Origin of the sequence: Streptomyces sp. E2N166, assembly GCF_003671715.1 — a bacterium.
In the GTDB taxonomy this organism is placed as follows: domain Bacteria; phylum Actinomycetota; class Actinomycetes; order Streptomycetales; family Streptomycetaceae; genus Streptomyces; species Streptomyces thinghirensis.
In genome coordinates this window covers 88,913-95,066 of record NZ_RAIF01000018.1, presented here as the reverse complement: position 1 = coordinate 95,066, position 6,154 = coordinate 88,913, and the positions used below count along the sequence as shown (strand labels likewise).

5 protein-coding genes, 1 pseudogene and 1 riboswitch are annotated in these 6,154 nt (G+C 72.4%); all 6 genes and pseudogenes read left to right on the top strand.

The annotated features are described in order from the left end of the window. Positions 1-517 (top strand): annotated as a pseudogene (locus EBH09_RS14675) (serine/threonine protein kinase); the annotation flags it as partial. Positions 518-662: 145 nt separating this feature from the next. Then, positions 663-1,310: a SurA N-terminal domain-containing protein gene (locus EBH09_RS14670; protein ID WP_121747466.1), complete on the top strand. Its 648-nt coding sequence runs from the start codon at positions 663-665 to the stop codon at positions 1,308-1,310. 75 nt (positions 1,311-1,385) lie between these two features. Beyond that, a complete protein-coding gene (locus tag EBH09_RS14665) occupies positions 1,386-2,381 on the top strand; it encodes a nucleoside triphosphate pyrophosphohydrolase (protein ID WP_121747805.1) in 996 nt (331 codons plus the stop codon). Between the two features lie 111 nt (positions 2,382-2,492). After that, positions 2,493-3,800: a cytochrome P450 gene (locus tag EBH09_RS14660; protein ID WP_121747465.1), complete on the top strand. Its 1,308-nt coding sequence runs from the start codon at positions 2,493-2,495 to the stop codon at positions 3,798-3,800. Positions 3,801-3,943: 143 nt separating this feature from the next. Continuing rightward, a complete protein-coding gene (locus EBH09_RS14655; RefSeq protein ID WP_121747464.1) occupies positions 3,944-4,966 on the top strand; it encodes a transglycosylase family protein in 1,023 nt (340 codons plus the stop codon). Positions 4,967-5,142: 176 nt separating this feature from the next. Next, a riboswitch (cyclic di-AMP (ydaO/yuaA leader) is annotated at positions 5,143-5,308 on the top strand. A gap of 3 nt (positions 5,309-5,311) precedes the next feature. Continuing rightward, entirely contained in the window at positions 5,312-6,034 is a 723-nt protein-coding gene (locus tag EBH09_RS14650; RefSeq protein ID WP_121747463.1) for a transglycosylase family protein, read from the top strand. The last annotated feature ends 120 nt before the right edge of the window (positions 6,035-6,154 follow it).

The following is a 6,154-nucleotide window of genomic DNA, read 5'->3' as shown; positions in this document are numbered from 1 at the left end:
CGAGGGCCGCATCACCCAGGCCGTCGACATCCTCGGCGCGATCCTGCCCGCCGCCGCCGAACAGCACGGCGAACGCTCCCCGGTCGTCCGCACCCTGCGCAGGCAGTACGCCGCCACCCTCATGGACGACGGCCAGTACCGGCGCGCCCTGCCCGAGCTGCGCCGCCTCGCAGACGAACGCGCCGCCGAGGCGGGCCAGGCCGACCCGCAGTCCCTGCGCCACCGCTACGACGCCGCACAGTGCCTGGAACAGCTCGGCGAACCGGCGGCCGCCCTCGCCGAGTACCGCGCGCTGCTGCCGTACTACGAGAACCAGTACGTCGCCGGCGATCCCGACCTCGCCCACGACGTCCGCCGCCGCATCGGCCACCTGCTCCTCGCCCTCGGCGACCGCGCCGCCGCCCACGAGACGCTGGCCCGGCTGCTGCACGACGTGGAGCGCCTGCACGGCCCCGGCCACCCGCTCGCGGCCGAGATCCGGCGCACCCTCCAGTGGCTCGGCCAGGTACGCGGCTGACGGCCACCACCCCCGCCGGGGCGCGGCGGTGCCCGAAGTCCTGGTGAATCGTTGGTCGAATGGGTTGGCCAGAGCCGGGCCACTGCCTACCATCGATCATCGCAAGACTTTGTGCACCGTCGCACAATCTCCTCGGGAGGTTTCCTTGCACCGCCGCCGTCGCACCGCGCTCCTCCTCACCGCAGCGATCGCCGCCGCGGCGCCCCTGCTCACCGCCTGCGGCAACGACGCGCATCCGGGAGCGGCGGCCGTCGTCGGCGACCAGCGGATCACCGTCTCCCAGCTGGAGAACCGCGTCGACGAGGTGCGCGACGCACAGCGGGCCGCCGTCCCCGACGACGCCCAGTACGAGCAGGTCGTCGCCCGCACCGGCACCCTCACCCGCGACACCCTGCACAGCATGGTCCTCGACCGGGTCCTGCACCGCGCCGCCCAGGACGCGGGCGTGACCGTCAGCCGCCGGGAAGTGCAGGAGATGCGCGGCGGCCTGGAGGAGCAGGCGGGCGGCGCCAAGGAGCTGGAAACCGTCTGGCTCCAGCAGTACGGCGTCCCGCCCGAGCGCCTCGACGACAACCTCCGCCTCCAGCTGGAGGCCCAGAAGCTCGCCGAGAGCCTCGGCACCGACACCAGCCGCCCCGAGTTCTGGCAGGCCCTCTCCAAGGCCTCCGAGAAGCTCGACGTCGACCTCAACCCGCGCTACGGCGCCTGGGACGTACAGAAGAGCAGCCGCGTCGACACCGAGGTTCCCTGGGTGCGGGAGATCACGGCGGCGCGGACGCAACAGACGGCGTAACGGTCCCGCGGGGACGCTCCGCCGCCCCTGTGGACGACTCGCGGGGCTGTCGGCCGCGTGCGTTACGTTCTGATCGTGAACGCAACCACCGCCGACACCACCCCCGGCACCGCCCCCGGCCCCGGCCGCGTCGTCCTGCTCACCACCAGCCACCGCGTCGCCCCCGGCCTGCTGTCCTGGCCCGCCTGGCAGGCCCTGCGCACCGCCGACCGCGTGCTGTGCGCCGACGGCGCCCACCCGCAGCTGCCGTACCTGCGCGAGGCGGGCATACGGGTCGACGAGACGGCCCCGACCGCCGAGGAACTGGTCGCCGCCTGCGCCGGCGGCCGCACGGTGGTCGTCGTGGCGACCGGTGAGGGCGACCCCGCCCTCACCGACGGACTGGCCCGCCTCGCCGGGTCCGGCCGCGTACACATGCCGGACCTGGAGCTGCTCCCCGCCTCCTACGACCTGCCGGGCGCCCGCCTGCTCGACCTCGTCCAGGTCATGGACCGCATCCGCGTCGAATGCCCGTGGTCCTCGCAGCGCACCCACAAGGGCCTGGCCAAGTACGCCATCGAGGAGGCGTACGAACTCGTCGAGGCGATCGAGGACGGCGACCGCGACGAACTCCGCGAGGAACTGGGCGACGTACTCCTCCAGGTCGTCTTCCACGCCCGCATCGCGGAGGAGGACCCCGACGCGCCGTTCTCCGTCGACGACGTGGCCGGCACCATCGTCACCAAGCTGATCCACCGCCACCCGCACGTCTTCGGCGACGCGACCGCGTCCACCCCCGAAGAGGTCAGAGAGCACTGGCTGCGCACCAAGGCGGACGAGAAGCAGCGCACCTCGGTCACCGAAGGCGTCCCCCTCGGCCAGCCGGGCCTCGCCCTCGCCGCCAAGCTCGCCTCCCGGGTGCGCACGGCGGGCCTGTCCGTCCCGCTGCCCGCCGGCGAGGGCATCGGCTACGAACTGCTGTCCCTGGCGGCCCGCGCCGAGGCCGAGGGCACGGACCCGGAGGCGGCACTGAGAGCGGCGGCCCGGGCGTACCGGGACGCGATCAGGGGAGCCGAGGCCGCCGGGGGCTGAGACCGGGGCCGTGCGGCGCCGCCGGGGGACGGCCACCACCGCCCTGGTCGCCGCCGGGGGGAGGGCCACCACCGCCCCGGTCACCGCCGGCTCCCCGGATACGGTCAAGGGGTGACCGACCACTCCACGCCCGACCGTCCCGCCCCCGAGCTCTTCACCTGGGAGTTCGCGAGCGACCCCTACCCCGCCTACGCCTGGCTGCGCGAGCACGCCCCGGTGCACCGCACGCGGTTGCCCAGCGGTGTGGAGGCCTGGCTGGTCACCCGGTACGCCGACGCCAAGCAGGCCCTCGCCGACCCGCGGCTGTCCAAGAACCCGGCGCACCACGACGAGCCCGCGCACGCCAAGGGCAAGACCGGCATTCCGGGGGAGCGGAAGGCCGAGCTGATGACCCACCTGCTGAACATCGACCCGCCGGACCACACCAGGCTGCGGCGGCTGGTCAGCAAGGCGTTCACGCCCCGCCGGGTCGCCGAGTTCGCGCCCCGGGTGCAGGAGCTCGCCGACGACCTCATCGGCCGCTTCGCCGGCACCGGCAGCGCCGACCTGATCCACGAGTTCGCGTTCCCGCTGCCCATCTACGCCATCTGCGACCTGCTCGGCGTGCCCCGGGAGGACCAGGACGACTTCCGGGACTGGGCGGGCATGATGATCCGTCACGGTGGCGGGCCCCGGGGTGGGGTCGCGCGGTCGGTGAAGAGGATGCGGGGCTATCTCGCCGACCTCATCCACCGCAAGCGCGCGGCACTGCCGCCCGAGCCCGGCCCCGGCGAGGATCTCATCTCCGGGCTCATCCGCGCCTCCGACCACGGCGAGCACCTCACCGAGAACGAGGCGGCGGCGATGGCCTTCATCCTGCTCTTCGCGGGTTTCGAGACCACGGTCAACCTCATCGGCAACGGCGCGTACGCCCTGCTCACCCACCCCGGGCAACGGGACCGCCTGCAGACGTCCCTCGCCGCCGGCGAGCGCACCCTGCTGGAGACCGGCGTCGAGGAACTCCTGCGCTACGACGGCCCGGTGGAGATGGCCACCTGGCGCTTCGCCACCCGGCCGCTCACCATCGGCGGGCAGGGCATCGCGGCCGGCGACCCCGTCCTCGTCGTCCTCGCCGCCGCCGACCGGGACCCGGAGCGGTTCGCGGACCCGGACACCCTGGATCTCTCCCGCCGCGACAGCCAGCACCTCGGGTACGGACACGGCATCCACTACTGCCTCGGCGCCCCGCTCGCCCGCCTGGAGGGGCAGACCGCCCTCGCCACACTGCTCACCCGCTTCCCGGACCTGCGCCTCGCCGCGGACCCGGCCGAACTGCGCTGGCGCGGCGGGCTCATCATGCGAGGTCTGCGCACCTTGCCCGTGTCGTTCACACCCGTCCCGTCGACGGCGAGCGACGGTTCGTCGCCGACGCAAAAGTGACACGCGCTCAACTCTGTGATCTTCACGTGATCTGCGCGGCATGAACTTGTGACAAGCGATCATCTGCCTATACGTTCACGAATCAGCGTGGCGCCGAGCATCGTCCGCCGCGCGGTCCCCGCTGTCTTGTGAAAGGTCGTCGCATGCTCTCCGGGAACGGTCGTCACCGCCGCCCCCGCCAGGCTCCCGCCCTGGTCGTCGCCGCCGGAGTGACCGGCTCCGCCATCGCGATCCCGCTCCTCGGCGCCACCGGTGCCCACGCGGCCGACGGGGCGAACTGGGACCGCGTCGCCGAGTGCGAGACCGGCGGCGCCTGGAGCCAGAACAGCGGCAACGGGTACTACGGCGGCCTGCAGCTCTCCCAGGACGTCTGGGAGCGGTACGGCGGCACCGAGTACGCGCCGAGTGCCGACCAGGCCAGTCGCTCCCAGCAGATAAGAGTGGCCGAGAGGCTGCACGCGGACCAGGGCATCGCCGCCTGGCCGACCTGCGCCCTGCTCGCGGGCATGGGCAACGACTCGGCGCCCACGGACAGCGGAACCGGTTCGGCGGGTGACGGCACGTCGGAGGAGCCGGCGGCGCCGCAGACGTCGGACACTCCCGAGCCGTCCGGCACGGCCGAGTCGCCGGAACCCGCCTCCGGGACGCCCTCTTCGTCCCCTTCGCCGTCTTCATCCCCGGCCTCTGACGCCACGTCGGGCAGCGGGGACAATTCGACCAAGTCCGACACGTCCTCTGAAGTCGAGCCCACGGAGGGTGTCGGCTCCCAGGGTGTCGGCGGTTCGCCCACGGCCTCTCCGGGGATCGGCGAAACGGACAAGGCGGGGCAGAGTGGCGGGGATTCGGCGCTCACCGATACCGGGGACTCCGGCGCGGGCAAGCATCGCGGCGACAGCGCCGACGAGGGCGCGGCGGACGGTCGTGCGGGCGAGTCGTCGGGGCGGCACGCCTCGCGCGGTGAGGGTGAGGCGCGAGAGTCCGCGGACGGCTCGTACACCGTCCGTTCCGGCGACAGCCTCTGGGGCATCGCCGACTCCCTTGAGGTCGACGGCGGGTGGCGCTCGCTCTATGTCGGCAACAAGGAGGTCGTCGGCACCGACCCGGACCACATCCTGCCCGGTCAGACGCTCACGGTCACGGGCGAATCGGTCGAAAAGCAGGGGTAGTTCGCGTCACGGTTCGAGGCCGTATGTCCGTTTTGGATCACGTGAGAGATAGGTCTCAGAAGCCGTGATCGTCTTTGAAAATCCGCGGAGCGCGTGTCTACGGTCATGACCGCTCGCCATCGCGGGCCCCGGCTGCCGCAACGCCGAATCCTGCCAGCGGCCGTCCGGGAACAGTCGTCGCGCAAGCGCCGAAGGCAGGAGCGGGGGACCCAAGGTAAGTGCCGCACCGGGCAGTTGAGCCGGAGCGGCTAGGGGTTAAGCCGAGTTCCGCGAGGAACCGGCCGGGCAACTCAACCGGCCCGAACCCGACAGCTCACCTCGCAGGCGTCGGTGAGGGGATCAACCATGCTGTTTTCCGGCAAGGGCAAGCACCGCCGCCCGTCCAAGGCCACCCGTGTCATCGCCGTCGCCGGCGTCACCGGTGCCGCCGTCGCCGCCCCGCTGATGGCGGCCGGCAACGCCTCCGCCGCCACCGCGTCCGAGTGGGACGCCGTCGCCCAGTGCGAGTCCGGCGGCAACTGGTCCATCAACACCGGCAACGGTTACTACGGCGGTCTGCAGTTCTCCGCCTCCACCTGGGCCGGCTACGGCGGCACGCAGTACGCCGCCACCGCCGACCAGGCCAGCAAGGCGCAGCAGATCGAGATCGCCGAGAAGGTGCTCGCGGGCCAGGGCAAGGGTGCCTGGCCGGTCTGCGGTACCGGCCTGTCGAGCGCCGCGTACACCGGTGGCGGCTCCGAGAGCCAGGACAGCGGCTCCTCGCAGAGCGAGAGCGGCGGCTCCACGGCCGACCGCTCCACCGAGCAGAAGGCCTCCCGCTCCGACGAGCGCCCGGCCGCCGAGCCGAAGGCCGAGAAGCCGGCCGAGAAGAAGACCGTCACCACCCCGACCGGCAAGAAGGTCGAGAAGGGCGACGGCGAGTACAAGGTCGTCAAGGGCGACACCCTCAGCTCGATCGCCGAGGAGCACGACGTCAAGGGCGGCTGGGCGAAGGTGTTCAAGCTGAACGACGACATCGTCGACGACGCCGACCTGATCTACCCGGGCCAGCAGCTGCACCTGAAGTAGGCGTCGGCCCCCTGCTCCCGTCCCGGTGCGTGTTCCCCCGTACGCACCGGGGCGGGTTTTTCACGCCCCGATCCCGCCCCGGTTTCCGGAAACGTCTTTGTTCCGTTCGGAAACAATTTA

Coding starts and splice junctions, on each gene's coding strand:
- EBH09_RS14655 (WP_121747464.1), top strand. CDS start 3,944: ATGCTCTCCGGGAACGGTCGTCACCGCCGCCCCCGCCAGGCTCCCGCC.
- EBH09_RS14650 (WP_121747463.1), top strand. CDS start 5,312: ATGCTGTTTTCCGGCAAGGGCAAGCACCGCCGCCCGTCCAAGGCCACC.